This window comes from Salinisphaera sp. G21_0, from assembly GCF_017744115.1.
GTDB lineage: Bacteria > Pseudomonadota > Gammaproteobacteria > Pseudomonadales > Endozoicomonadaceae > Endozoicomonas.
The window spans coordinates 1-21,764 of sequence record NZ_JAGHQW010000064.1; the positions used below are offsets into that span (position 1 = coordinate 1).

Consider the following 21,764-nt stretch of genomic DNA (forward strand, 5'->3'; position numbering starts at 1 on the left):
GGCAGTCTCTTCATGATGCAATCCCGTCATCCTTGAAAGGGTCTCAAGAACGAGGGTAACGGTTATTGAAATAGACTGCGCCGCTGGCTGGAAAAGGGTGGCCGGATGTTACCGGAATAGGTGGCCGGATGTTACCGGAATGGGTGGCCGAATGTTTCCGGAATCAGTGGCCGAATGCTTCCGGAATACCCATGTAATGAAGATACTCCTCCTGGAGAGGGTGGCATTGCGGTTGCCCTCAATGCACAGCCAGCAGACACTCCAATTTACTGGGCAATGCCAATACTGTCCGAAGGGAGTCTTGATGCTGCAGAAATACAGGCGGTATGGACATAGGAGGAAGCATGGCCACCACGAACATCTGGCAGCAATTTAAGGCTCTGATTCCTGAAGGCGTCCGTGTCGTTGCCACCATTACCACCAATAACGGTAACGGCACCAGTCAGGCACAGCTCCGGGATGGCTCGGTGATTACTGTCAAAGGGGAGTCAATGTCTGCAGGACAAAAGGCATTTATCCAAGATGGTGAGATAAAAGGCACTGCGCAGAGTCTGGCGCAGTATGAGGTGGAGGTTTGAAGTAATCAAGAATCCGTTTTCTTCGATAGTTCATATCAAACTCTAAATTCGGGAATTAAAACTCTTCTTCTATTAAAGCAGTAGCAGTTTTCAAAAAAGCTACAGCATTTTCAATTAAAGAAATTACATCATTATCTTTTTTATTTATTATTACTGATAGAAATGTAGAGTGTGAATAAGATAATGACACTGCTCTATATACTGAATCATAAAAATCTTTTAGTTCCGAAGCTTGGGCTGCATTATATATGCTATAGCCTAAATTTTTCAGAGGATTTGCTTCATATATATCTATTTCTTCTTTCAGTAATCTAGCATTTTCAGGAGTGAGCATCTTTTCATCAGCTTGATCTTCGTTTTTACTGATTCCTTTTAATGATTTGGGAATACTAACTTTAGAACTGTTTATTAGTTGTGCAATGAATTCAGGATTTCTAACTAGAGCAAACATGTTGAAAAGATGCTCCATTGATAAGCGATATATTGTGTATGCTTCATCAATATAATCATTATTTATTAGACTCGCTACGCATTCATTGTTTTGGATGAATTTATTCCAGAATTTTAGTGCCAACACTTTGCTTTCATCTAAGCTATTTGAGTCTAACTTATCCAAGATCAACTTTGATCTAATTACTTCCGTTGTAATCTCTTCTGTTTTATACATTTTATCTTGCATAGTATTTGTCGTTCACAGTGATTTAACTGAAACCAGTTCGAAAAAGTAGATTCTGATGAATCATATCCTGGTGAAATCAGTATTATCAGACCACACCGAGAAGTCACGGTTTCAAAATGAACGGTGTATAAGTAGTTTTTCAGATGTATCAACACATCAGCCGATATTGTAAAAAGAAAGACCTCCCCCCCAGGGCGGTAGAATCGGATGTACGTTCATGCAGAAATAGTAACACGTCGTTATATCAAGTTCAGGTGTATGACCAATAAAGTGACAATAGCGAGCTGTAATCGACTTCTTACGGCACCTTATGTCGTCTAAAACGGCTTAAATAAAAACGTACGTACAGCCGATTCTACCGCCCTGCCTCCCCCCCTCCCTGCTGCTGTGAGTGAGGTTTATTGCCTAAAACTGATCCTCAGAAAAGCAATATGGCTCCGAAATAATCTAATAAATAATAAAATCTTTAAAAACAAAGTGCCAACTTTACCATAATAATTAACTAATTGTCCTTCAGGCCAGAGTGAATGATGTATTTGTTTAAGCTGCGTTATTAAATTCGGTGATTTGTAGTTGTGTAATATTGAGGTTGTTCCTTTCCGACCAAAATCATGTGATCGACTGCAACCAATACTCATTGATAGTAAATCGAGTTTCGATGGTGCCTGTATTTTGTTTGATATTTTCCTTATAGCTTTTTCATAATGTGTTCTAACCTGTTGAAGATTATTAGAATCAAGAGTGTCGAAGTAGGATAGTATTCCAGAAAAACATGAATTATCTTTTGGTGCAAGCGATGCTACCCAGTTTTCGGTTTGCAGGTTAGATACTATTGTTCCATCATTACTTTGCTCGAGATATTCTACAGTTTTAACTTGTGGTTCCAAGGTGGCCTCTATTAGGTGCCAATATTTGAGTAATGCCGTTTCAGGAATACGAGGAGTAAAAAAATCATGTTCTAAAATAATTCCAACTGACATTGGAAAGTGCGGTGCATGATCTTTACGGTAATTAGAACGCGCAACATAGTGGCCAAACCAAACTTTATCATAATATGCATGACTAAGCAGCATTTGAGTACTGCCAAAGAGTCCGCTATCTACAAGCAAAATTATTTTATTTTCCCCAGTTAATTGAATAAGATAAGATTTAAATAGCTGTGTTTGTTCTTTTATATGGCTACGGATCATTAAAGTTAGTTCGCCTTTCCCAAAAAATAGATCATTAACACTTTTCAGGTTGACTGCAGTTTTCTCAAAAGGCTTTATAGTGGTTTCAATATTTTTTGCTTGTTTTGGTAAAAATGCTTTTGCTAAGGTAGCAATATTGGTATTGAAGAACTCTCTTCTAAGGTTAGCTAAAACTAGTTCTGGAGAATTCGGAAAGCAGACTTTTGAAGCTAGCAGCCTTGAAATCATGAAATAACGGCAACTCACTGGTAGTGGTATTTCCATTTTTTCCAGAAACCTTTCATATAGGATTCGCAATCTAATCCCTCCTCGTGCACAAAATAAAGCAACAGCATTCTGTTCAGCGTAAACCTCGTGATATAGCCATAACCTTCTACAAAACTCAGAAAAAAAAGGACCTAAAATTTTTTTTCCGAATTCGTACTCAGGCATTGACTGAATAGATTTATTCATTGTTAACGAGTCCAACGTTTAAATAATTGATCAAGTTTTCGGAGAAAATAAAATCTTGGCTTGAAATCGACTTGGTACTCTGACCCATAATTTATATTTTTAGGAGGCTCATCAGTTGAATCCTGAGCCGAGTGCAAAGAGGCATAATATTCTCGGTCTCTAATATAGTTAGAATGATGGTGATTTTCAGATCTCATACATGCCCATAGATACATATCAGGATGTATAACAGTTAGCGGAAATGAACGAGCCTTATAGTGTTCAAATCCCAATTTATTAATTCGCTCTTCTTTGATGTATAAAATAGTGTTTTGTTTATACCAAAAGGAAATTTCAGGATCATGCCAAACTTTTGGTCGTATAAAATCAATCGGCTTATAACCATTTTTTTGAAAATGAATTGCCCAGAATTCAGGCCAGTTTTCATTGACATGGCCTGTCCCACCTTGATAGGGGATAGCTGCTGAGAAAAGAATAACATCTGAATGATCTGTTAAATTATTAACAAATAGCTTTGCAGAATTTGAATCAATGTGCTCAGCTACTTCCATAGAAAAAGCCATATCAAATCGACGATGTAAATAAAGTTTTTCAGATAGGTTTGCACTAATGAATCTATCTTTTGAGATCCATAATTTTTCTTTGTTTACGTAAGATCCGTCTACTCCATAAAAATCTTTTACTCCTAATTCACCACAAGCCTTTAACCAAGTACCAAGTCCACAGCCTAAATCCAATACTGATCTTGGTTTAATATGTTTAAAAATAATTGGGAGAACCTTAGTGGCGGAAATATAACTTGCATGCGACTGATCATCATAAAAAGACTCAGTATATTCTGTCATCGTTAATTTGCCTCATGGGAAAATATTGTTGCAAAATAGCTATATTCGCTTTAGTGACAACTAATACTCCACATCCGGTTTATTAGACGCCAGGCGATTGGCCTTGGTAACCAAATCGAGGACCAGCCGTGTTTTTTTGGAGAGATATAATCACTATCATAATTATCTCCAATGTGTATGTATGTTGAAGGATCTAGGCTCTCTTGATTAGTAATATAATCAAATAGAGATCCTCCAGACTTGGTTATACCGTAATCTGAGCTAACATATATTGAGTCGAACAAATAAGACAAGTAATATGCTTCCAAAATATCAATAATAGACGAACCATCAAGATACATATCACTCACCAAAATTATCCTCTTACCTTTATCTAGGAATTTTTTGCATATTTTAATGAGCTTTCTATTTGGTATTAAAAAACTTTTTTCTTGCTCTAACTCAATTTTAGCAAAATCGTCAACAAAAAAAGATGGGAGTCGAAGAGCTTTTAGTTGTAACGCTAATATGTTTTTTAATCGTCCCTCTCGCTCCAAGTTTATAAGAGGTGCTGTCTGGTACTCTATGCGACTACACAATAGACGACTTTTATACACATCTAACCATGATAGCTTCCAACCTTTCTTTTCTAAAAAACATGTTATTTCTTTGGCCGTAATACGGAATCGATATTTTTCTGGTGCTAATTTTCTTAGTAAGAGAGTATCAAAGATATCCAGTGATAGAGTATTAAAATCAGAAGCAAGTAATAGTTTGTTGATGCTGGTAATTGATGAAAACATTAATTCCTATTCCTGTTCGGAGGAAAAACTTAATAAAATAGATTTTTAATCTTTTCTATAAATCTTGCTAATAAATTTTTTAGATAAAATCGATAGGTTAAATGTACGTCTTGCTGGCTATAATTCATTAAGAATCCAAGTCCAAACTTACCATCCTTTAGATCTTTCCTAAGAAAATCATTTCTAACGATTGCATCATACTTAACATGCTTAGTGATTCCACTATATATTGTATTACCATATGCACCTGTTGATCTAGGTCGGTGATGGTAGAACGCCAAGGGTTTATAAATTACTCCAATATCATGTTTGGCAAGAAATCGCAGATTAAATTCCCAATCACCAAGAACAGGTAGTTTTTCATTATAGCTACCAATCTCATTTATCACTGAGCGATGATAAATAAATGAAATTGGAGGAAAGAGATTGTTGCACCCCATGTCTTTCAAATAAATAGTCTTCAGTCTTGAATTGAAAGCTTTGAATTTTTTTATCTTGATTTTATTATCAATAATTTCCTCATCAACCTGAGTAGTTAGTGATATTACTCCTCTGTAGTTTTTGTTTGTATCTAGAAAACGGACTGTATCTTCTAAAAACAATGGATCCCAAGTATCATCATCATCATGAATTACTATAAATTTTGAACTTGAATTATTAATTCCACAATTGCTTGCTGCCTCCATGCCCAGGCTACTTGAATTATTAATCAGTAGTGTAGTTAATCCTTTTTTTTTACCCTTAGCAACTATTTTTTCAGCTTTTTCTTTATCACCTCCATCATTCACAACAACCCATACAAAATTTTTAAACGATTGTTTTGAAACAGATTCTAATGCGCGCTCAAGCATAATAGGTCTGTCTTTTGTACGAGTAATAACTGCTACTCTTGGGCAATTCTCAAGATTTGTTTTTTGCCTCATTAGGTTAAACCTTTTTAGGATTATGTTTCAAGTTAAAAAGTTATTATTGATTGAAACAAGCTTTCATGATTACTGATAGTCATATCAGTAAGTACTACCAATTTTTTATCATGAATAAGTACATGACCAATTGAAATCATATATTTTCCGGCTCCTATCCTGCACACGGCTTGGCGGTTGCAGGTAAAAGCAAATGGTCATGTACTTAATGGTTCACTAAATTGATAACGCACAAGTGTGAAAAAAATATGGCATGCATCAATGCATGAATAAATATACCTGCTACTCCTGCCAATTTTTATTTGACTTGCTGAGCTAATCGCTGTTCTAATTCTACGATATAAGATGATGCGGCAGTATGTTCTTTAGTTAATGAATCAAGTCTTTCTTCCAGAACTGAAATGTATGATTGTTGCTTTTGCCAACTATTGCTTAATTCTGCTAAGCGATTTTCTAACTCTTTAATGTAGGTATGCTCACTATCACGCTCTTTTTCTATTGTTTTTTGTCTTGCTTGCAATTCAAAAAGACATTGCAGTGCTCGAAGTCGATTTGCTTCCAAAACATTTAAAAAAGGTCTAAAGGGCTCAACTCCATTGAGAAAACGAATGATTTTTCTGCAGTTTATTCCCGATAAGCTAGGTTTGTGAAATAATACTCCAAGACCGTATAAGTTTGGTATTTTCCAAAAATACCATTGTTTTTCCCCTGACTTCTTACGGAAATCTTCAACTGCTTGGAGCACACCATTATGACCACCACCAAATTCAATTGCAGCCGCATACGCTTTAGTTACTGGGAATCCGATAGTCATAAGCTCATTACTGTCTATTGATAAGGCCGTATTAGTCTTGTATGAATGCTTAACTTCTAGACCATCTTCAATGTAGTCAAAGTATAAGTCACGATAAGCCCATGGCCATGAGACATCATGCAACATAAAAAATGGCATCTGCTTGTTTTTTTTATTGCGAACGCCTAATTCCAGTTCCATCATTACCGTTTGGTAATTATGGTCACCATCAATTAGATAAAAATCAATAGGTATTTCACGGCAAAGAAAATCCTTCGATCGTTCTTTAAATATTTTTAGTACTTTAAAATTATCAAGATCCTGATCAATACCACAAGGATCAACAATATTTAATGATATTTGATTATCTTGACAATATGAAGAGAGTTGTTTTGATGTAATGCCACGCTCTGCCCCAATTTCGCATACTGATGTTGGTTTGGTGATTTTAAGTAAATTCTCGATAATACACCAATAACTCACCATGGATGTTAGATTAAATTCGTCATGGTAGTAATTCGGTATATCGAGCATTGATTCTACTTCTTTCGTCAACATATTAGAACTCTTCGTTATTGGATATATTTAGATTATATAAATCAACTGAAAGCAACCCATGTTCAGGCTCATCGGTAAGACAGGAAAAAGCCATGAAATCGTTTATCCAGCACTGTACTTCATGTGTTAAGGTAAACGGGTTTATTTCACCAATACCAAGTGTCAATGTATATTCACCGCTTTCAACTCGAGGCCAAGAAAAATTAAATGATACAATATAACCCCCTTTTTTTTGTAGAATGTCTTCTTTATTACATGATAATGAATTTTGTCCAAATATTCGATGAGAATATCGATTTCTAGTAAAAAAGCCAAAAACTAACTGACCTGTATTATCGCTTAAACACTCTACTTTCATATTGATTTCAACAACTGACCCGTATCGAACAACTGAGTTTATTTTCCCATCAACAGTTATGGCTACTTCATTAATATACACATTTCCGATGCCAGTAATTTGTTCAATCGGAGGTTTTTGGTAGATTATTCTATCATCTGGAGCGTTTTTTATTTGTAGTTCTGGTTTTTCTGGTTTTTCTTGTTTTTTTTCTCCCCCCTCTTTTTCATTTTGTAATAAGTTAATTTTTGATCCGTTGTGCATAATTCTGTTGTAGGTTTTTATTCCTTTTTGTAGTTCACCGTCGAATACTAAATATCCTCCATCTATGATTACAACACGTTCAGTCAATGCTGAGAGCGCGACCATATCATGTGTAACAAATATCTTGCTACAACCGGTAAGATTGTACTTTAAATGCGAAAAACATTTTTGTTGAAAGTAAATATCTCCCACCGATAGTGCTTCATCAATAATAAGAACCTCGGGTTCCAAAATTGCATGTACAGAGAAAGCTAAACGCATTAGCATGCCACTAGAATAATATTTTATTGGCTGATCAATAAATTGTCCTATTTCCGAAAACTCTAAGATATCTTTAAAATAACCATCCATTTCTTTTTTTTTTATCCCAAATAGCGCACCATTAAGATAAATATTTTCTCGACCTGTAAATTCTAAATTAAATCCAGATCCAAGTTCAAGTAGTCCAGAAACTCGCCCATTTACCTCAATATCCCCTTTAGTATGATTTGTAATTCCAGAAATTATTTGTAGCAAAGTGGATTTTCCAGATCCGTTACGGCCAATGATTCCGACACTTTCACCTTTTTTAACTTCGAAAGAAATATTATGTAGTGCATATAATTCACGATGGTACTTTTTAGGCTTCAATCCAACCAAACTTCTGATGAATGGAAAGAATAATTGCTTCAGGCGATCCAAGGGTTGATTATATATCTGGTAAACTTTACTCAAATCTATAACTCTAATCGCAACCCCAGTTATTTCTGTATGTTTTTTTTTGCGTGAAAGTAAATTAGATGACATCAGAAAAACCTTTCCTTGTTTTTTGAAACCACCAAAAACCAAACCGACAGGTGACAATACTAAATATGGTATAAACTGCTTGCCCTATCCAATTGGGCGGTTCACTATAAATAATAACCGTCCTGGTTTGTTCAATAGGGAACGTCAGTGGATTTAAATGCAGAAACATTTGGTATGACTCTGGTAAAGCTTCTATCGGATAAAAAACAGGAGCAAGAAACAGAAGCACGGTGGTGACGATCCCGATCATCTGTCCAATATCACGAAGATAAACTCCAAGTGAAGCTAAAAACCAACTGATGCCCAGTGTTATTGGCAATAAGGGAAGCAAAGTAATTGGTGTATATATGATGGTCAATGTTGGCATGCCATTAAGCAGGATCAGAGCCACGAGCAATACGAACATACTGATCAGAGCATGGAATAGCGAAGCACCAATATTTACGACTGACAGCATCTCAAGAGGGAACACGATTTTTTTGACGTAATTCGCATTGCTTAAAATAAGTGAAGGTGCTCGGTTAAGAACCTCGGCAAACAGTGAATGGATGATTAACCCTACGAATAAAATCAGCGCAAAATCCGAGGTATTATCAGTTGTTTTAATGCCCCAGCGTGCCTTGAATACAACTGAAAATACAAACGTGTATATGGTGAGCATCATCAATGGATTTAGTAACGACCAGGCTAAACCAAATATTGACCCTTTATAGCGACCAACAACCTCTCGGATAACCATTACTTTTATCAGATGACGATGCTGCCAAAGCGAGCTCACAAGAGTTAGCAAAGACGTTGAATGCGCTGCATGAGGATTCATTCAAACACCACCGCATCTTTAAATTGGCCTGCTCCAAGATCTTTTTTCGAAACGACAGGTAACAGATCATCTGGCCACTTGATTCCAATTGAATCATCCTTCCAGTGAATAGAATTCTCATATTCTGGTGCGTAGTCATCCGTCGTTTTATAGAGGAACTCAGCCACCTCTGAGAGCGTTAAAAATCCATGGGCAAAACCTGCCGGAATCCAAAGCTGTTTTTTATTTTCAGCTGATAATTTCTCGCCAACCCATTGCCCAAATGTGGGTGATGACTGGCGTATGTCAACGGCAACATCAAACACTTCACCCTGTACGACACGAACCAGCTTACCCTGTGCTTTGGGTGGCAATTGGTAATGCAGTCCTCGCAATACACCTTGGGTGGATTTTGAGTGGTTATCTTGCACAAAGGATACGCTGCAACCAACCGCATCTTCAAAACGCTGCTGATTAAAACTTTCGAAGAAGAAGCCACGCTCATCCTCAAATACCCTCGGTTCGATGACCTTAACCTCTGACAATCGGGTATCAGTTACTTTCATCGTCTAACTCCCGAATGACTTGCATCAAATATTTACCGTAGCCATTTTTCAGCATGGGGTGGGCAAGCGCTTCCATTTGTTCCTGGTCTATCCAGTGGTGGCGAAAGGCGATCTCTTCAGGACAGGCGATTTTTAATTCCTGACGATGCTCAATGGTTTGCACAAATTGATGGGCTTCTACCAGGCTTTCGTGCGTGCCAGCATCCAGCCAGGCAAAGCCCCGGCTCATGCGTTCCAGCGACAGCTGATCTTTCTCAAGGTAGATATTATTCAGGTCGGTAATCTCCAGCTCACCACGATTAGATGGCCTGATCTGTCTGGCATAGTCGGGAGCGTTCTCGTCGTAGAAATACAACCCGGTAACTGCATAGTTTGATTTAGGGTTTTCTGGCTTTTCTTCCAGGCTTATGACTTTACCGGCCTTATCAAATTCGGCGACACCGTATCGCTCAGGGTCGTTGACATGGTAAGCAAAAACGGTTGCACCATCCTCGCGCTGATCGGCCGATGCCAGCTTTTCATCCAGTGAATGGCCATAGAAAATGTTATCGCCGAGAATCAATACCGATGGTGCACCATCAAGAAATGCCTCACCAATAATCATTGCCTGCGCTATACCGTCGGGAGATGGCTGCAGGGCATACTCAATATTTATTCCCCATTGGCTGCCATCACCTAAAAGCTCCCTGAAACGAGGTGCATCCTGTGGTGTCGAAATAATAAGCACTTCCCGTATATCTGCGAGCATCAGTGTTGATAGCGGGTAGTAGACCATAGGCTTATCAAACACTGGCAATAGTTGTTTGGAAACCACTTGTGTGATCGGGTAAAGGCGTGTGCCATTGCCGCCAGCGAGAATAATGCCTTTTCGCTTCATGCTCTTTTGTAGCTCTTGATGATGTCTTCTGCTGCCACAAAAAAGTCATACTGCCAGTGCGGTAAAGTAAACGGCAGTTGTTGCTCCAGTTTGCTGGTATCCAGCCGTGAATTGGCAGGTCGCTTTGCGGGTGTGGGGTAATCGGCGGTTTTAATGGGCTGCAGGCTGCTTTCGCCAGCGGTCAGTGGGAACTGTGCCTCTTCGGCAAACTGAAGCAGTGTTTTTGCTATACCGTACCATGTTGTCTCTCCATGGGGGGCAAGGTGGTATAACCCCACCGGCCAATGTCTGGCAATGGCTATCGCTTCGATTGCATTTATGGTTACCCGGGCGATTAATGCTGGTGAGGTTGGCACGCCAAACTGATCATTAATAATACTTAATGAGTCTTTCTCGGTGGCCAGGCGAAGAATGGTTTTGGCGAAGTTATTGCCATCCTTCCCGATCACCCAAGTGGTGCGAAAGATAAGGTAATGACAGCCACTGCCAGCAATGATCTCTTCGCCTGCCAGCTTTGACTCACCGTAGATATTAATCGGCCCAGGCGAATCCGCTTCTGTATAGGGCCGGGGCTTAAAGCCATCGAACACATAATCTGTTGAATAATGGATCAGCCAGATATCATGCCTGGCAGCTTCCTTCGCCAGAATGCCCGTAGCCTCCGCATTGACCCTGAAGGCCATATTGCGCTCACTTTCTGCCTGATCGACAGCAGTGTAGGCAGCGGCATTAACGATTACCTGGGGCTTGAAGTTGTGAATGACCTCTATCACGGAATACTGGTCGGTGATGTCCACTTCGGCATGGCTACACGCCATGACTTCCCCCAAGGCGGGTAAGGTGCGATTCAACTCTTGCCCCAATTGACCATTGGCACCAAGAAGTAATATTTTCATGCGTACTGCCTCTCGATCCATTGGTGGTAGTCACCGCTGAGGACCAGGTCAACCCATTCCTGATTATCCAGGTACCACTCAACGGTTTTTTGAATGCCCGTTGCAAAGGTTTCGGCCGGACGCCAACCGAGTTCGGTTTCGATCTTGCTGGCATCAATGGCGTAGCGCCTGTCGTGCCCTGGTCGATCTTTCACGAAGGTAATTAAGTCGTGATAGCTGGTGATAGAAGTATTCCCGTTAACAGGGCGCAGTTCATTGAGGATGTCACATAGTATGCGAACCACCTCGATATTGGCTTTTTCATTTAGGCCGCCAATGTTGTATACCTCGCCACAGCTGCCTTCATCCAATACCATCCGGATAGCTCTGCAGTGGTCGCCCACATAAAGCCAGTCACGGATTTGCAATCCATCGCCGTAGGTTGGCAATGGCTTATGTGCCAGCGCATTATGGATGACCAGCGGTATCAATTTTTCCGGGAATTGATAAGGACCATAGTTATTTGAGCAGTTGGTTGTCAGTACTGGTAATCCGTAGGTGTGATAATAAGCACGTACTAAATGCTCGGATGAGGCTTTGCTGGCGCTGTATGGGTTATTAGGCTGATAACATTTTGACTCCGTGGATGCAGGGGCGTCTTCGTCTAATGAGCCATACACTTCATCGGTTGAGACATGCAGAAAGCGAAAGTCACGTTTTCGTTTTTCGTTAAGGTCGCTACAGTACCGGCGCGAGGATTCCAGCAGTCTGAAAGTACCGATAATATTGGTTTGCAGGAATGCTTCTGGCTCGTGAATGGATCTATCCACATGAGATTCCGCTGCAAAATTGACCACTGCCCGTGGTTTGTAGGTGTGCAGTAATCTATCGATCTGCTGGCTGTCGCCAATATCGCCATGCACAAAAACATGGCGTTCATCTTCTTCAACTTCAGCGAGGTTATTGAGATTGCCGGCGTAGGTCAGTTTATCAAGACTGATGACGGTTTCATCCATCTCCGAAAGCCAATCAATGACAAAATTGGCACCAATAAAGCCAGCACTGCCGGTTACCAGTATCGTCATAGCTCAGACCTTGTTAATGGTGATGCCCAAGAGCAGGCCGAGGTTGCCGAACAGTGTCTGCCGGTAGATGCCGGAGCGACAGAACAGAAAGAAACGTTTAATAAAATTTGAGCGCCGGGCCGCTACAAAATTGTCCAGATAATTTTGATTCTCTTGTGTGAGTAGCGCTCTGTGTTTAACGAGTGCAGAAAGATTAATATCATTCCAGCGGCGGAATCGTCCTTGAAACAAACCGAAGATTCGAATAAAGCGAGCTTTCCAGCTCTTGTTAGCGCCAACCAGATTATTTGCGTGTTGCCGGTATTTCAGACAAGGTTCCCGGTCGTAAATAACGATGCCGCCAGCACCTGAAATGATCTGGTAACACCACCAGTCATGGGAAACAACTTCTGTGTTTAATGATGATTCAACGATAAGATCCCGCGCCGCCTTGTTGAATACCATCGTGTTACCACCGCCAATACACTGCACAAGGGCATTAGCAAAAGATGGTGGTTTACTGAACAACGGTGAAATACCGTTAATAATGTTACAGGTTTCGTCGGTGATAACGGTGCGCGCACAATAAAGTGCCGGTTTATTCTCGGGGTACTGTTCCAGAGTATCTAACGCCTTTTCAAGCTTGTCAGGATGCCAGACATCATCCTGGTCACTAAAGGCAAAGTACTTGAACGGCTCATCAATGTAGCTTAAGGCGTTTAAGAAATTATTAGCGAACCCAGTATTTTCTGGCCTGACGCCGATGCTGACTTTTTCTGAGTAAAGCTTATGATCCTCAAGTAATTCCGGACTGAGTTCGGTGTCAGAGCCGTCATCAGAGATGAAAATGTGTGAGGGGGGGCGAGTTTGATTAAAGATCGAATGCAGCTGTTCACAAAGGTATGGCTCACCATTGTAGTAACCAAGAATGATGGCTAGCTGTCTGCCGCTATCATTCCTGGGATTAATTCCCTTGTACTGGTGCCTGGAAGCGTGCGGAATGCCACTCTGGACAAACGGTTTTGGCTCAGAGTGGTAATCGTCTCCGTTAGCATTACGCCACAAAATTTGTGCAGCAGGGGGAGTCGTTGAAAACATAACCTTTCCACTCCGTCGCTAAGACCTGGCTTTCAATGGCGGGAAATTAGCCCAACCACCTCAATGCAAAGGCAAAGCAAAATTTTGGCATGTAAACTGTCACATATGCTTCTTTTGTTAACCAAGACTCGACTTAAGCAATTTTCAGTTATATTGAAAGGGTAACTCTTGATCTTTAGTCTCAGCCACGCTACCGCCAGTCGGCTTAAGTGAGTTACCGCAACACTAATTTAAATTTTTACCAAGCCAACAGAAGCCACCCAGACAGATAAAAATGGCTTCATGTCTTCGTTGTAAAAAAATAAGTTCCGTTTGCCATGTGGACAAAACAAGACTCATGCTCAAACGCTCACCAGCATGGTCTCCAGAAATGTACCAAGCCAGACTGATCTCATCAGTGAACTGTGAGGGGAAAGCCTTCCAAGTCAAAGATGAGGTCAATCATCACTGGTAAGCGTCTAATATTTATAGAATTGGTTCACTTGTTCTGACAGGAAATGTCGTATATTTTTTTGGAATAACCGACATTGATTTTGCATTAAATGGATGACTGTTCGACAGAACCGCTACAGTGAAACAGTAAGCGATGGTGGCTGAATGACTGGCCTGGGGCTAATTTATTCAATACTTGGGGTTTCCCTGTTTACTTATTCCTCGCTTAATTGTCCCTGATTTTTAGCCGATATTTTTCTAAATATTGAATGAATGTTTTGCTGCACATTAGTTCACGTGAGCTTCTTTTTGGTATATCCATGATGGCTGATCCGGGACTGGCTATTGATAGCATTGATAGTTGTTGAAAAGGGGGGATAGTGATTTTAGAAAATTATTTACTGTATAAATAAACAGGTATTAGTCTGGTTTTCAGCTTATGGATAATACGAATAAATAGCGATATATGGACAGTGCTATGCAACCAGAGCAGAGATTATGGTTTGATGAAAACATTCCGGCTCACCATTTGGAATATGAGGAAACCAGACTGGGTTGGCGTTGGCGGCTTGAAGCCTACGGGAAGAATTTTTACTTTGGTAGCATCAATTATCCTGACGCTGAAACTGCAAAAATTGCTGCTTTAGAGTTTTTGGGTACCCTTCCCAACAGCGCCCACTATTATTGGAGACATAGGCATTAGAAAGCGCAGTTTGAATATGCCTGATGAACCTTTAAGAGTTAACGCGGTATCCTTTCACAGTTGTTTCTCAAGACGAGATGATTGATGCCTTTCGCGGAGCATCATTCCTGCAGTGATCCCTCATGAACCCCCTAATAGAATCCTTCTTTTGACAAGTATTATTCAGTGTTTTTCTATGATCAGGTTACGGCAAATGCCATAGATGACGTGGACGATGGGCATTAAATATACGCCTTGCGCATATACGGGAATAGGTTATATTTCACAGGAGTATAAAAATTATATTGTTTTACCTTTCCCAACGGGGGCTATGGCAAATGCCCTGTCCGTTATTTATTCCAAAAAGCTCAACGCAAAGTTCTATAAACGAACCGTGTTGTCGGCTATCTGCAACACCAACTGGGAAGGTGAGATCCAGGCGGAAGGCTCCAAGGTAGTGATCCGTACCCGCCCTGATATCACGGTAGCGGATTATGACCGTGCCGTGGGGGTTGAGTATCAGGATCTGGAACCACCCAAGGTGGAAATGCCCATCGACAAGACCAAGTACTACGCCTTTATTGATGACTATATCCAGAGTGTCCAGTCCAATATCGAGCTGATCAACGAGTCTTCTGCTGATGCAGCAGAAAACGTGAAGATCGCGGTAGACGGCGATGTACTTGGGAATATCTATACCGATGTCCATCCAGATAACAAGATCGACGGCGGTGGTACCGGCGTGGTTGTGGATAAGTCCAATGTGCTGGATTACATCGTCGATATGGGCACCCTGCTGGACGAGAAGAACATTCCCGAGTCCGGCCGCTGGCTGGTACTGCCACCCTGGGTGTGCGGCATGATCAAGAAGTCCGAGCTGAAGGATGCTTCGCTGGCCGGTGATGGTACCTCCATCATGCGAAATGGCCGCCTGGGCATCATTGACCGGTTCACGCTTTATTGCAGCAACAACCTGGCTACTGCTTCCGGTGTTACCCAGTGCATGGCCGGGGTGAAGGACTTCGCCGGATTTGCTTCGCAGTTTATCAAGCATGAGAGCCTGACGCTGGAGAAGCACTTCGGCATGGGACACCGTGGGCTGCAGGTGTATGGCTACAAGGTGCTGAAGCCGGATGCTGGAGTGCTGCTGGCTGCCAAGCGTTCTTAACCTTTTTTTGAACCACAAAGTCACAAAGACACGAAGGAAAAGACACAAGCTTTTCTTTGTGCCTTCGTGCCTTTGTGGTGAAAAGCTTTTCATGGAGATACTAAAACATGGCCTTTGATCTGGAAACTTGCCGCAGCAAGGATGAACTGGAATCCGTCGCCCGGCAGATGTTTAACGTGGAGCTGGACAAGCGCAAGAAGCTGGATGAGCTAAAAGATGAAGTTCGCTTACTGATGAATGGTGATAACCTGCTGGAAAAGCCAGAAGAGCCGGAGGAGCCGACAACTTCATCCAAGGCCGGGAAAAAGCCTCTGCAGTTTGTACTGAACAAGAACACCAATAGCGTCTTTATCTACAACCCCAAGCTGAAGAAACGAATGGGGGTAGATCTGGAGTTCTGTGACCAGCAGGGTAACCGGCTATAGGGTATGAAGGTTATCACCATCATCCAGCGGGTGCGCAACCTGCTTCAGGACAACACAGCTGTGCCACGTTGGACTAACAGTGACCTGCTGGATGCTTATAACGAAGCGCTGCTGGCCGTGGTGCAGAACCGGCCGGATGTGAACTCGCAGTTACTGGCCTATACCTGTCAGGCACAGGCAGTACAGTCGCTGCCACTTGGCACCTACCGACTGCTGGATATTGTGGATAACCCGGCATCAGGCCGGACGGTGATCGCCACCACCCGCAGCAGCCTTGACAGTCTGCTGCCCAACTGGACGACAGCCACCGGAACAGACGTGGAGCAGTACGTCTACGACCAGAAAAGCCCGTCCGTGTTTTATGTGTACCCTGTGCCCCCTGCCGACCATACGCTCAATCTGCTGGTCAGCCAGGCACCCGCACGGATTGTGATTGCCGATTTTGCTACCGACACCCAGGTATTCAGTCTGGATGATTTGTGGTTGAACCCGGTGATCAATTACATGCTGTTCAGGGCATTCAGCATGGATATGGAGACTGAGGCCAATATGCAGCAGGCCCAGAGTTATCTGGCCATGTTTGCCAATGATTTGGGGCTGAAGTGGAACGTGGATCAAATGTTCCGGCAGATGCTTCAGGGTAAGGTGGAGGGATAAATGAAACTGGACGCCTACCTTTCCCGCATACGCCCGTATGCCAAGAGCTGCCCGGATCAGGTGATCAAGAACTACCTGATCATCACCCTGCGGGACATTTGCCACCGGGCCAATATCTGGCGACACCATGACAAGCTGTTTATGGTCAAGGGGATCAAGGATTACAGCCTGGCCGCACCCGCTGGCAGCGACATCGCCACGGTGCAGAATATCCTGCGCGAAGACGGCACCCGGCTGGAAAGCCGTGACCTGCTCCCCCCTTACCTTTCCGCCGGCACCCCTTACTATTACCGCCATGTTGAAACCACGGCCCTGCACGTTGCCCCGATCCCGGACAAGGACGCCATGCACGATATCGAGCTGACCCTGATGCCTGCCTTTGACGCCACGGAAATACCGGACGAAGTAGGCAACCTGACTCTTGAGTTCGCCTGCTGGGGCGTACTGGCTGATTTGCAGATGATGCCCGATGAACCCTGGACGAATCCTCAGCTCAGTGAGGTGAACCGGCAGAAGTACGAGAAGGAACTCAACCGTAAGCGTATCCGTGGTCTGGTGGGTGTCAGCGGCGGTGAGCAATCGGTGACGAGAAGGAGATTTGTCTGATGGCCATGCCAACTGAAAAGCAACTGCCTGCCTTTTTACGGGGAGACAGTTATGCCATCCCGATAGCGTTCGAGGGAGATGATGGCCAGCTTCAGGACCTGACCGGCTGGACGCTGATCTTTACCCTGAAATTTCACCGGATGCAGCCGGACGACGATGCCGTGCTGCAAAAACGGATGACGGTATCCGGTACGACGGCAGTGATTTACCTGGCACCGGAAGACACCAACGAGCTGACACCTTACCGCTACGAATACGATTTGCAGTTGATTACCCCGGATGGCAGTGCCGTATCGACCATCGCTATCGGTAAGGTGGAGATTCAGTCCGGGGTTACCCACGCACTTGGATAGGAGAAACAGGTATGACCACTGAAGCCACCGTTGTTACCAACATCGTCAATGATGTGGCCGTTGTTGCAGCCTTGCAGCAAAAGATTGTCGCAGACCGGCTTGCCATAGAAGAAGCTATAGGCAACGGCCTGCCGCTGATCGAAGGTGCTTCAGAGCGGGCTGAAACATTGTCCAGCTCGTTATGGGGCATGACTACGGAAAACCGGCAGATCAACACGGACATTACCCAGCGATATAACGAGATCAAAAGCTGGCACGATGCCCACGACGCCGACAAGTTGCAACTGACCACCCTGAAACAGGAAATGGTGGTCTTGCATCAATCGGTGGAGGACTCTGTGAATCAGAATGCCCCCACCAGTCTGGACGGTGGCAGTTTCTAGCCACTGTCTTTTATCAAACGCCTGAGACAGGAGTGTCCATTATGGCAACGAAAATCCAGATCAAGCGCAGTACAACAACTGCAAAGCCGAGTTTTCTATCCCCCGGAGAGCTGGCTTACTCGGAGGCGTCCGACAAGCTGTATATTGGTGTTGACGGCTCAGGTATTGACACGATTGGTGGTAAGGATTTCACCGACACGGTGACCGATTTGACCACCAATATGCACAACTACCTGCCTGCTGCCACTGCCTCGCAGTTTGGAGCCATTAAAATAGGTACTGGCCTGTCGATTGATGGCAGTGGTGTGGTGTCGGCCACAGGAGGCAGTGCGCAAGGGTTGACGGAATCCGAGGTGGATGCACGGGTTCAGATTGGTGTTGACTCTATTGTTGCCGGTGCTCCTGCTGCGCTGAATACCCTTAACGAACTGGCCGAAGCGTTAAACGATGACGCCAATGCCGTCAGCAGCCTGACTTCCCAAGTCTCTGGCAAGATGTCCAAAAGCCAGAACCTGGCGGATCTGACTAACGCCACCACTGCCCGAAGCAATCTGGGGTTGAATACTATGGCGCTTCAGTCTTCAGCTAGTGTCAGTATCACAGGTGGTTCTATTGATGGTGTCACCCTGGATGGCGGCACTTTCTGATCCGGCAGCAACAAAAGGAATGGGCCTGTGTCTAACACCATCAAACTGAAAAGCTCGGCTACGCCGGGCAAGGTGCCACTGGCCTCTGACCTTGCGTCGGGGGAGGTGGCTATCAATACCGCTGATGGCCTTATTTACGCTCTGGTGAATGGGGTAGTAGCGCCATTAAATCCACAGTCTTCACCCATGAGTTCCATTGAAGGGCTTGAAGACCTTGTGGCCAATCTACAGGCACGTATCGACGCATTGGAGCACGGAACTGTCTATCAGGAAGACGAGGGAACTGATATGAAACTGATAAGTTCATCGACCAAACACAACGCAACCGAATTTGAGTTTGATGGTCTGCTGGATCACACTAAATATTCGTGCTTCATGCTTGTGCTACAGAATATATATATCGACAGCAGTGAGTTTATCCAGAAACACATTGGCATCGGTGTGCAGTCATTGGGAGCTGGCGATAGCTATTGGGACGGGTACGGTTCGCTCAGAACCTCAGTGATCGCGTATGATGGCACTTCGACACCAATGGTAAAAGATTACTCGGGTATCAAGCTGATAGATGAAGAATTTTCCAGCTTACACATGACAGGACAGATCAATATCGTTCCGCCGATTAATGGTGGACTTGGATCAATCCAGGCGCATCTGGAAACAGCTAACGGCCCTTATCGGTCTGCTTTTTTATCCTGCGAATGGTCTGGTCAAATGACGGGGCTGAAGATTTTCAGCAGTGTTTCGGATGTCATAGATGGAACCGTCCACCTCTACGGCCTGATGAAATAAGCCTGCATGAAACTCGACATCACTTCCTTTACTGGTGAAGTCCCCTGGCTGGACAGCCATCTGCTGGAAGACACACAGGCAGAGGCGGCCATTGACTGCCGGTTGACCAATGGCAGCTTGAGAGCCTACTACACCCCTGCCGATGAACAGGCCCTGAATGCAACGCCGCAGTCCATCTACCTCTATCGCAATGAAGGCAACCGATACTGGTTCGACTGGACCACGGACGTGGACGTGATCCGCTCCCCCGTGGCCGACGATCCCAACAACCGGGTTTACTACACCGGCACGGTGAAAGGTCCCCGCTACACCGATAACGGCCTGGCCTTGAGTGGTGGCAGTGACTACCCGGTCAATGACCATCAGCTTGGGCTGCCGGAACCGGACGTGGCCCCCGTGGTGACGCTCAGTGGTACACCGCTGGATGACGCTGAAGAAGTCGATGCCGAAACCCGTTTCTATACCTATACCTGGGTAGACGAAAACGGACGGGAAGGACCGCCATCGCTACCCTCCGGGGAGATTGTGGTGAAACCCGGTGAAACGGTGGACATTACCGTGGGTTCAGGTCCCGGTGCCGTGGACCTGAATATTACCCATTACCGGACTTACACCAGTACCCAGATCGGCGTGTACCAGCTCTGCACCCGGATCAACAATGCCGGAACGGTGGCCACCGATACCCCGGTGGGTGTCACCTCCGTGGTGGATCAAACGCCACTGGATCAACGTGGTGGCATCCTGAAAACCATCGGCTGGGTTGCACCACCCAATAACCTGCAAGGCATGGTGGTGCTGCCCGGTGGCGTGGCGGCAGGATTCTCCGGCAAGGAGCTGATGTTCAGCGAACCTTACCATTTGTACGCCTGGCCAGCGGCTTACCGGCTGGCGGTGGAGTATGACATTCAGTCACTGGCGGTGGCTGCCAACAGTGTGATCATTGCCACTGATGGCTATCCCTATGTGGCCTTTGGTACCGAACCCAGCGCCATGACCCTGGAACGGCTCGATTCGGCACACGCCTGCATCAGCAAACGTAGCATGGTGGATATGGGGGATATGGCACTGTATGCCTCCCCCGATGGTCTGGTGCGGATCGCTGGCGGCCGGGCAGAGCTGATGACCCGTAACATCATCAACCCGGAAGACTGGCGGCAACGGTTCAAGCCGGAAACCATTCATGCCTGCTTCCATGATGGCCGGTACTTTGGCTTCTACGGTGATTCTGCCAATGGCGGCGGTTTTATCTTCAGCCCGGACAGCGGCACCTTTACCGAACTCGGCACTTACGCCGACGCCTGTTACCGTGATCTTCAAGATGACAGTCTGTATCTGGCCATTGGCAACACCATCAAGGCGTGGGACAAAGGCACGGGCCTGATGCCTTATCGGTGGCGCAGTAAGGTATTTCAAGGTAAGCCTGCCCTGTTCAGTTCTGCCCGGATCATGGCCGACAGCTATACCGACCTGGTACTAAGGGTGTTTCGGGATGAACAGCAAATTCTGGAACTGCCGGTCACGTCTGACCGGGGCTTCCGGCTTCCCGCAGGACGGGGCAGTCGCTGGCAGTTTGAGTTGGCAGGTACGGATACGGTGACTGCCGTGATTATTGCCAGCTCGATGGCAGAGCTTTAGGGTAGCCAGTCTTCTTTCATCATCTGGTCGAAAGACCATGGACACTGGTCGGGGAAGTCAGATTCTACTACCTGCTGATGTTTTTGCAGGTAGGGGTTCATTTCCCGCACAGCCAGTCGCCTCGACTTAGGAAAGGCTTCAGCAATCTGATCTTCTGCTCTTGGCCTGATATGGGGGTTTCTGGTGACCAGCGTATCAATGGCCAGCCTTGTCCGGTCGATGGTTTTCAGCCAGCCACGGCATTGATAGGGCTCTGGCAATAGAGGGTTCACAACCCGTTGTTGGTAGTCGTACTTGAGCAGGTGCAGGATCAGGGTGGTCAGACGGTGTTCCAGCGTACCCAGTTCACTGCCCATGCTTTCGATTTCCCAGAACAGGTTGTCAATGTCCAGTTGGTCATACTGGCCGTTACGGAATTTTTCTTTTTGCTGCTCGATCCACTGGAAACGGTCTGTTTTGTACAGATTGTTTTTGCTGTTCTGCATTGCCTGCATCCTTTTATTTACTGTTCACCATTCTA

At 44.4% G+C, this 21,764-nt stretch carries 25 protein-coding genes; 11 read left to right on the top strand and 14 right to left on the bottom strand.

All coding sequences use genetic code 11. The annotated features are described in order from the left end of the window. Positions 1-344: 344 nt before the first annotated feature. Positions 345-578, top strand: coding sequence for a hypothetical protein (locus J7439_RS21660; RefSeq protein WP_209204078.1), 234 nt, complete (start codon positions 345-347; stop codon positions 576-578). Positions 579-633: 55 nt separating this feature from the next. Here the strand turns inward: J7439_RS21660 and J7439_RS21665 are convergent, their stop codons facing one another. From J7439_RS21665 to J7439_RS21725, 13 genes are all read right to left on the bottom strand, one after another. Beyond that, a complete protein-coding gene (locus J7439_RS21665; RefSeq protein WP_209204079.1) occupies positions 634-1,257 on the bottom strand; it encodes a DUF5677 domain-containing protein in 624 nt (207 codons plus the stop codon). Positions 1,258-1,655: 398 nt separating this feature from the next. After that, complete coding sequence (locus J7439_RS21670) at positions 1,656-2,900, bottom strand: hypothetical protein (RefSeq protein WP_209204080.1); 1,245 nt, start codon at positions 2,898-2,900, stop codon at positions 1,656-1,658. Between the two features lie 2 nt (positions 2,901-2,902). Further along, positions 2,903-3,745, bottom strand: a complete 843-nt coding sequence (locus J7439_RS21675; RefSeq protein ID WP_209204081.1) for a class I SAM-dependent methyltransferase — start codon at positions 3,743-3,745, stop codon at positions 2,903-2,905. Between the two features lie 50 nt (positions 3,746-3,795). After that, on the bottom strand, positions 3,796-4,527 hold the full coding sequence (locus J7439_RS21680) for an HAD-IA family hydrolase (RefSeq protein ID WP_209204082.1): 732 nt from the start codon (positions 4,525-4,527) through the stop codon (positions 3,796-3,798). Between the two features lie 29 nt (positions 4,528-4,556). Beyond that, positions 4,557-5,450: a glycosyltransferase family 2 protein gene (locus J7439_RS21685; protein ID WP_209204083.1), complete on the bottom strand. Its 894-nt coding sequence runs from the start codon at positions 5,448-5,450 to the stop codon at positions 4,557-4,559. A gap of 298 nt (positions 5,451-5,748) precedes the next feature. Next, positions 5,749-6,777: a hypothetical protein gene (locus J7439_RS21690; RefSeq protein WP_209204084.1), complete on the bottom strand. Its 1,029-nt coding sequence runs from the start codon at positions 6,775-6,777 to the stop codon at positions 5,749-5,751. Positions 6,778-6,802: 25 nt separating this feature from the next. Next, positions 6,803-8,188: an ABC transporter ATP-binding protein gene (locus J7439_RS21695; RefSeq protein ID WP_209204085.1), complete on the bottom strand. Its 1,386-nt coding sequence runs from the start codon at positions 8,186-8,188 to the stop codon at positions 6,803-6,805. Further along, a complete protein-coding gene (locus J7439_RS21700) occupies positions 8,178-9,008 on the bottom strand; it encodes an ABC transporter permease (protein WP_209204086.1) in 831 nt (276 codons plus the stop codon). Before J7439_RS21700 ends, J7439_RS21695 begins: the two co-directional genes overlap by 11 nt. Further along, on the bottom strand, positions 9,005-9,553 hold the full coding sequence (gene rfbC / locus J7439_RS21705) for a dTDP-4-dehydrorhamnose 3,5-epimerase (RefSeq protein ID WP_209204087.1): 549 nt from the start codon (positions 9,551-9,553) through the stop codon (positions 9,005-9,007). Before rfbC ends, J7439_RS21700 begins: the two co-directional genes overlap by 4 nt. After that, entirely contained in the window at positions 9,540-10,430 is an 891-nt protein-coding gene (gene rfbA / locus J7439_RS21710; RefSeq protein WP_209204088.1) for a glucose-1-phosphate thymidylyltransferase RfbA, read from the bottom strand. The genes rfbC and rfbA overlap by 14 nt, the downstream gene beginning before the upstream one ends. Further along, positions 10,427-11,326: a dTDP-4-dehydrorhamnose reductase gene (rfbD, locus tag J7439_RS21715; RefSeq protein WP_209204089.1), complete on the bottom strand. Its 900-nt coding sequence runs from the start codon at positions 11,324-11,326 to the stop codon at positions 10,427-10,429. The genes rfbA and rfbD overlap by 4 nt, the downstream gene beginning before the upstream one ends. Next, positions 11,323-12,390 carry a dTDP-glucose 4,6-dehydratase gene (gene rfbB / locus J7439_RS21720; RefSeq protein ID WP_209204090.1) on the bottom strand — a complete coding sequence of 356 codons (1,068 nt, stop codon included), beginning with the start codon at positions 12,388-12,390 and terminating at the stop codon, positions 11,323-11,325. The genes rfbD and rfbB overlap by 4 nt, the downstream gene beginning before the upstream one ends. Positions 12,391-12,393: 3 nt before the next feature. Further along, positions 12,394-13,467 (bottom strand): glycosyltransferase, encoded by a 1,074-nt coding sequence (locus J7439_RS21725; RefSeq protein ID WP_209204091.1) that lies wholly within the window; start codon positions 13,465-13,467, stop codon positions 12,394-12,396. 910 nt (positions 13,468-14,377) lie between these two features. Between J7439_RS21725 and J7439_RS21730 the strand changes: the two genes are divergently transcribed. The 10 genes from J7439_RS21730 (at position 14,378) to J7439_RS21775 (ending at position 21,244) form a co-directional block, all read left to right on the top strand. Continuing rightward, positions 14,378-14,602, top strand: a complete 225-nt coding sequence (locus tag J7439_RS21730) for a hypothetical protein (protein ID WP_209204092.1) — start codon at positions 14,378-14,380, stop codon at positions 14,600-14,602. A 202-nt stretch (positions 14,603-14,804) separates the two neighbouring features. Then, a complete protein-coding gene (locus J7439_RS21735) occupies positions 14,805-15,749 on the top strand; it encodes a hypothetical protein (protein WP_209204093.1) in 945 nt (314 codons plus the stop codon). Between the two features lie 107 nt (positions 15,750-15,856). Beyond that, on the top strand, positions 15,857-16,174 hold the full coding sequence (locus J7439_RS21740) for a hypothetical protein (RefSeq protein WP_209204094.1): 318 nt from the start codon (positions 15,857-15,859) through the stop codon (positions 16,172-16,174). Positions 16,175-16,177: 3 nt separating this feature from the next. After that, positions 16,178-16,831 carry a phage adaptor protein gene (locus J7439_RS21745; protein WP_209204095.1) on the top strand — a complete coding sequence of 218 codons (654 nt, stop codon included), beginning with the start codon at positions 16,178-16,180 and terminating at the stop codon, positions 16,829-16,831. Then, a complete protein-coding gene (locus J7439_RS21750) occupies positions 16,832-17,437 on the top strand; it encodes a hypothetical protein (protein ID WP_209204096.1) in 606 nt (201 codons plus the stop codon). Continuing rightward, positions 17,437-17,790, top strand: coding sequence for a hypothetical protein (locus J7439_RS21755; RefSeq protein WP_209204097.1), 354 nt, complete (start codon positions 17,437-17,439; stop codon positions 17,788-17,790). Before J7439_RS21750 ends, J7439_RS21755 begins: the two co-directional genes overlap by 1 nt. Positions 17,791-17,801: 11 nt before the next feature. Beyond that, positions 17,802-18,173 (top strand): hypothetical protein, encoded by a 372-nt coding sequence (locus J7439_RS21760; RefSeq protein WP_209204098.1) that lies wholly within the window; start codon positions 17,802-17,804, stop codon positions 18,171-18,173. 41 nt (positions 18,174-18,214) lie between these two features. Continuing rightward, a complete protein-coding gene (locus J7439_RS21765; protein ID WP_209204099.1) occupies positions 18,215-18,820 on the top strand; it encodes a hypothetical protein in 606 nt (201 codons plus the stop codon). Between the two features lie 27 nt (positions 18,821-18,847). Then, positions 18,848-19,609: a hypothetical protein gene (locus tag J7439_RS21770; RefSeq protein WP_209204100.1), complete on the top strand. Its 762-nt coding sequence runs from the start codon at positions 18,848-18,850 to the stop codon at positions 19,607-19,609. Positions 19,610-19,615: 6 nt separating this feature from the next. Next, positions 19,616-21,244, top strand: coding sequence for a hypothetical protein (locus J7439_RS21775; RefSeq protein ID WP_209204101.1), 1,629 nt, complete (start codon positions 19,616-19,618; stop codon positions 21,242-21,244). On the opposite strand, the gene J7439_RS21780 is transcribed toward J7439_RS21775, so the two are convergent. After that, positions 21,241-21,729 (bottom strand): DUF29 domain-containing protein, encoded by a 489-nt coding sequence (locus J7439_RS21780; protein ID WP_209204102.1) that lies wholly within the window; start codon positions 21,727-21,729, stop codon positions 21,241-21,243. The genes J7439_RS21775 and J7439_RS21780 overlap by 4 nt on opposite strands. Between the last annotated feature and the right edge of the window lie 35 nt (positions 21,730-21,764).

Excerpts from the sequence above, each read along its gene's own strand:
- J7439_RS21660 (WP_209204078.1), top strand. The coding sequence starts at position 345 with ATGGCCACCACGAACATCTGGCAGCAATTTAAGGCTCTGATTCCTGAA.
- J7439_RS21680 (WP_209204082.1), bottom strand. The coding sequence starts at position 4,527 with ATGTTTTCATCAATTACCAGCATCAACAAACTATTACTTGCTTCTGAT.
- J7439_RS21700 (WP_209204086.1), bottom strand. The coding sequence starts at position 9,008 with ATGAATCCTCATGCAGCGCATTCAACGTCTTTGCTAACTCTTGTGAGC.
- rfbC (WP_209204087.1), bottom strand. The coding sequence starts at position 9,553 with ATGAAAGTAACTGATACCCGATTGTCAGAGGTTAAGGTCATCGAACCG.
- J7439_RS21775 (WP_209204101.1), top strand. The coding sequence starts at position 19,616 with ATGAAACTCGACATCACTTCCTTTACTGGTGAAGTCCCCTGGCTGGAC.
- rfbB (WP_209204090.1), bottom strand. The coding sequence starts at position 12,390 with ATGACGATACTGGTAACCGGCAGTGCTGGCTTTATTGGTGCCAATTTT.
- J7439_RS21740 (WP_209204094.1), top strand. The coding sequence starts at position 15,857 with ATGGCCTTTGATCTGGAAACTTGCCGCAGCAAGGATGAACTGGAATCC.
- J7439_RS21755 (WP_209204097.1), top strand. The coding sequence starts at position 17,437 with ATGGCCATGCCAACTGAAAAGCAACTGCCTGCCTTTTTACGGGGAGAC.
- J7439_RS21765 (WP_209204099.1), top strand. The coding sequence starts at position 18,215 with ATGGCAACGAAAATCCAGATCAAGCGCAGTACAACAACTGCAAAGCCG.
- J7439_RS21745 (WP_209204095.1), top strand. The coding sequence starts at position 16,178 with ATGAAGGTTATCACCATCATCCAGCGGGTGCGCAACCTGCTTCAGGAC.
- J7439_RS21665 (WP_209204079.1), bottom strand. The coding sequence starts at position 1,257 with ATGCAAGATAAAATGTATAAAACAGAAGAGATTACAACGGAAGTAATT.
- J7439_RS21675 (WP_209204081.1), bottom strand. The coding sequence starts at position 3,745 with ATGACAGAATATACTGAGTCTTTTTATGATGATCAGTCGCATGCAAGT.
- J7439_RS21690 (WP_209204084.1), bottom strand. The coding sequence starts at position 6,777 with ATGCTCGATATACCGAATTACTACCATGACGAATTTAATCTAACATCC.
- J7439_RS21735 (WP_209204093.1), top strand. The coding sequence starts at position 14,805 with ATGACGTGGACGATGGGCATTAAATATACGCCTTGCGCATATACGGGA.
- J7439_RS21750 (WP_209204096.1), top strand. The coding sequence starts at position 16,832 with ATGAAACTGGACGCCTACCTTTCCCGCATACGCCCGTATGCCAAGAGC.
- J7439_RS21780 (WP_209204102.1), bottom strand. The coding sequence starts at position 21,729 with ATGCAGAACAGCAAAAACAATCTGTACAAAACAGACCGTTTCCAGTGG.
- J7439_RS21695 (WP_209204085.1), bottom strand. The coding sequence starts at position 8,188 with ATGTCATCTAATTTACTTTCACGCAAAAAAAAACATACAGAAATAACT.
- rfbA (WP_209204088.1), bottom strand. The coding sequence starts at position 10,430 with ATGAAGCGAAAAGGCATTATTCTCGCTGGCGGCAATGGCACACGCCTT.
- J7439_RS21685 (WP_209204083.1), bottom strand. The coding sequence starts at position 5,450 with ATGAGGCAAAAAACAAATCTTGAGAATTGCCCAAGAGTAGCAGTTATT.
- rfbD (WP_209204089.1), bottom strand. The coding sequence starts at position 11,326 with ATGAAAATATTACTTCTTGGTGCCAATGGTCAATTGGGGCAAGAGTTG.
- J7439_RS21730 (WP_209204092.1), top strand. The coding sequence starts at position 14,378 with ATGCAACCAGAGCAGAGATTATGGTTTGATGAAAACATTCCGGCTCAC.
- J7439_RS21725 (WP_209204091.1), bottom strand. The coding sequence starts at position 13,467 with ATGTTTTCAACGACTCCCCCTGCTGCACAAATTTTGTGGCGTAATGCT.
- J7439_RS21670 (WP_209204080.1), bottom strand. The coding sequence starts at position 2,900 with ATGAATAAATCTATTCAGTCAATGCCTGAGTACGAATTCGGAAAAAAA.
- J7439_RS21760 (WP_209204098.1), top strand. The coding sequence starts at position 17,802 with ATGACCACTGAAGCCACCGTTGTTACCAACATCGTCAATGATGTGGCC.